1 protein-coding gene and 1 pseudogene are annotated in these 3,736 nt (G+C 69.9%); one reads left to right on the top strand and one right to left on the bottom strand.

Annotated features, from left to right (window positions below):
• Nucleotides 1–32: 32 nt before the first annotated feature.
• Complete coding sequence (locus AC08OV_RS22310; RefSeq protein ID WP_476620265.1) at nucleotides 33–2,666, bottom strand: DEAD/DEAH box helicase; 2,634 nt, start codon at nucleotides 2,664–2,666, stop codon at nucleotides 33–35.
• Nucleotides 2,667–2,881: 215 nt separating this feature from the next.
• Between AC08OV_RS22310 and AC08OV_RS22315 the strand changes: the two are divergent.
• A pseudogene (locus AC08OV_RS22315) lies at nucleotides 2,882–3,736 on the top strand (hypothetical protein); the annotation flags it as partial.

Below are 3,736 nucleotides of genomic sequence, written 5' to 3' on the forward strand. Positions count from 1 at the left end.
GGGGGAACGGATTTCGTGTTCCTCTACGGGCGTCAGAGTCGGTCGATGGCGGTGACCCGGACCACCGCGACCCCCGCCTCGTCCGAGGCGGCCAGGTCGATCTCCGCGCTGAAGCCCCAGTCATGGTCCCCGGCCGGGTCGTCGAAGATCTGCCGCGCCGTCCACATCCCCGGCGTCCCCGGCTTCTCGTCGAGGATGAGCAGACCCGGCCCCCGCGCGTCCGGACCGGTCCCGATCTCGCCATGCTCGGCGAAGTACGGCTCCAACGCCGCCCGCCACCCGTCGGCGTCGAACCCGCCGTCATACCCGCCGTCGAGCTCACCGAGCGTGTCGTAGCGGCGCAGCGCGGCGAGCTCGACCCGGCGGAACAGCGCGTTGCGTACCAGCACCCGAAACGCCCGGATGTTGCCCGTGACCGCCGGTGGCCGCCCGTCGACGCCACCACCGCCCGCCGCGGCGCCCGCGGCGTCCCCGGCCGGGTTACTCAGCCGCTCCCACTCGTCGAGGAGGCTCGAGTCGGTCTGGCGGACCAGTTCCCCCAGCCACTCGGTCAGGTCGACGACCTCCTCGGTGCGGGCGTCCTCGGGCACCGTCTGGCGCAGCGCCTTGTAGGCGTCGGCCAGGTAGCGCAGCAGCAGCCCCTCGGAGCGGGCCAGCCCGTAGAACGCCACGTACTCGGCGAACGTCATCGCCCGCTCGTAGAGCTCCCGCGCCACCGACTTCGGCGCCAGCTCGTAATCGTCGACCCAGGGATGCCCCCGCCGGTACAGGCCGAACGCCGCGCCCAGCAGTTCCGCCAGCGGCTGAGGATAGCTGACCTCCTCCAGCAGCTCCATCCGCCGGTCGTAGTCGACGCCCTCGGCCTTCATCGCCGCGACCGCTTCCCCCTTCGCCTTCGACAGCTGGGCGTGCAGCACCTGCCGGGGATTGTCCAGGGTCGCCTCCAGCACCGAGAGCACATCCAGCGCATAGGAGGGGGAGGCCGGGTCGAGCAGCTCCAGCGCGGCCAGCGCGAACGGGGACAGTGGCTGGTTGAGCGCGAAGTCGAGCTGTAGGTCCACCGTCACCCGCACGCTGCGGCCCAGCTCGTCGGGGGTGTCGAGGCGCTCCACCACCCCGGCCGCCAGCAGCGCCCGGTAGATCGCGATCGCCCGGTGGATCAGCCGGCGCTGGGTGGCGCGATCCGAATGGTTGTCGGTGAGCAGGTGGCGCATCGACGCGAATGCGTCCCCCGGCCGGTTGATCACATTGAGCAGCATCGCGTGGTTCACGGTGAACTGGGAGGTCAACGGCTCGGGTTCGGCCGCGACGAGCCGTTCGAACGTTGCCAGGCCGTACCCGACGCTGCCCTCGGGGGGTTTCTTGCGGACCACCTTGCGCCGCTTCTTCGGATCGTCCCCGGCCTTCGCCAACGCGCGTTCGTTCTCGATCACATGCTCGGGGGCCTGCACGACGACGTTGCCGACCGGGTCGTAGCCGGCCCGCCCGGCCCGCCCGGCGATCTGGTGGAACTCCCGCGCCGACAGCAGCCGCACCCTGCTCCCGTCGTACTTCGACAGGGAGGTGAACACCACCGTGCGGATCGGCACATTGATCCCCACCCCCAGGGTGTCCGTGCCGCAGATGACCTTCAGCAGCCCCGCCTGGGCGAGTTGCTCCACCAGCCGGCGGTACTTCGGCAGCATCCCGGCGTGATGCACCCCGATGCCGTGGCGGACCAGCCGGGACAGCACCTTGCCGAACCCGGCGGTGAACCGGAAGTTCCCGATCGTCCTCGCGATCGCGTCCTTCTCCGCCCGGGTCGACACGTTCACGCTCATCAGCGCCTGCGCCCGTTCCAACGCCTGCGCCTGGGTGAAGTGCACGACGTAGACGGGGGCCTGGTGGGTCTCCAGCAGCTCACCGATCGTCTCGTGCATCGGCGTGGTGACGAACCGGTAGAACAGCGGCACCGGACGCTGCGCGGAGCGCACCACCGCGGTGCCGCGCCCAGTGCGCCGTGTCAGGTCCGTCTCGAACAGCGACACGTCGCCGAGCGTCGCCGACATCAGGATGAACTGGGTGTGCGGCAGTTCCAGCAGCGGCACCTGCCAGGCCCAGCCGCGGTCGGGATCGGCGTAGTAGTGGAACTCGTCCATGACGACCTGACCGACGTCGGCGGCGACCCCGTCGCGCAGCGCGATGTTCGCCAGCACCTCCGCCGTGCAGCAGATGATCGGCGCCGTATCGTTCACGCTGGCGTCCCCGGTCATCATCCCGACCTGCGCCGCGCCGAACATCGCGCACAACGCGAAGAACTTCTCCGACACCAGCGCCTTGATCGGCGCGGTGTAGAAGGTACGCCGCCGCGCCGCCAGCGCCGCGAAGTGCGCCCCCGCCGCGACCAGGCTCTTGCCCGACCCAGTCGGCGTCGCCAGGATCACGTTCGACCCCGAGACGATCTCGATCAGCGCCTCGGACTGTGCCGGGTACAGCTCCAGCCCCTGCTCTGCGACCCACTCGGTGAACGCGTCATAGAGTGCGTCGGGATCAGGCCCGCCGCCGGGGCCGGTCAGGTCCGGGTTCTTCGAGTCGGGGTCCTTCGAGTCGGGGTCCTTCGGGTGGGGGGCCCGTTCGCCGTCATGGCCGGTGCCGGAAGTCGGGGGAAGGTGGTCGGTGAGTGTCATGGTCGTTCGATCGTGCCTGATGAACGCCGCCCACGGCTTTCGGGTGGGCGGTCCGTGACGCTCTGCTACCCGGAGTGGGCGGTGTTCGTGAAGTCCGCTTTCCACGCCTCGATGCGGGGGTACACCCAACCCGGTTCTGGCGGGTAGCACCAACGCCCCGATCCGGAAACCGACCACAGGTAGCACTGACAATCCCCAGACACGGAGGGAAACACGTGTCCCGTGAATCCGAACTGCAGTCGGCCATCGTCGCCTCTGCCGCTGCATCTGGCAGCACCGAGTCCATTATCATAAAATCTACCGCCACCGCGTCCGGTACGGTTGCCGCGTCCGGTACGGCCAAATCCATCCCCACGACGACCACCCTCGGTTCCGCCGCCCTCGGATCGGGCACCCTCGGATCGGGCACCCTCGGTTCCGCTGCGGCGTGTGTTGCCGCATCCCGGCCCGGTGACTACGACGGGTGTCCGCCGGGCCGGCCCCGCCCCGCCCCGACCCTGCCGTCGGGGCCGCCGCTCCCGGCCAGGGCCACCAGGCCGAGGCGGTCGCCCCGCCCCGACCTGGCGGACCAGCCGAAGACCCTCGGTGAGCAGGTCCTGCTCGCGTTCTTCATCGTCGTGCCCCTGCTTGCCCTGCTCGCCGCGGTCCCGCTGGCCTGGGGATGGGGGCTGGGCTGGCACGACCTGGTCATCGGCGCCGTCATGTACCTGATCACCGGATTCGGTGTCACCGTGGGCTACCACCGGCTGTTCACGCATGGTTCCTTCCGGACCGGCCGGCCGCTGCGGATAATCCTCGCCGTCGCCGGGAGCCTCGCCATCGAAATGGGGGTGACCGACTGGGTCGCGGCTCACCGGCGGCATCACAAATACTCCGACCAGGCGGCCGATCCGCATTCACCGTGGCGTTTCGGTCATCACGGCAGGGGCCTGGCGAAAGGGTTCCTACACGCCCATGTCGGATGGCTTTTCCACCCGGAACGGACCGCGCCGGAGAAGTTCTGCCCGGATCTGCTCGCCGATCGGGACATCGCGGCGATCTCGGCCCGGTTCCCCTGGCTCGTCGCCGCC

Source organism: Frankia sp. CeTa3Moorea (assembly GCF_978021225.1).

What these genes read in the sequence shown, in the direction of transcription:
- AC08OV_RS22310 (WP_476620265.1), bottom strand. Translation starts at nt 2,666, where the DNA reads ATGACACTCACCGACCACCTTCCCCCGACTTCCGGCACCGGCCATGAC.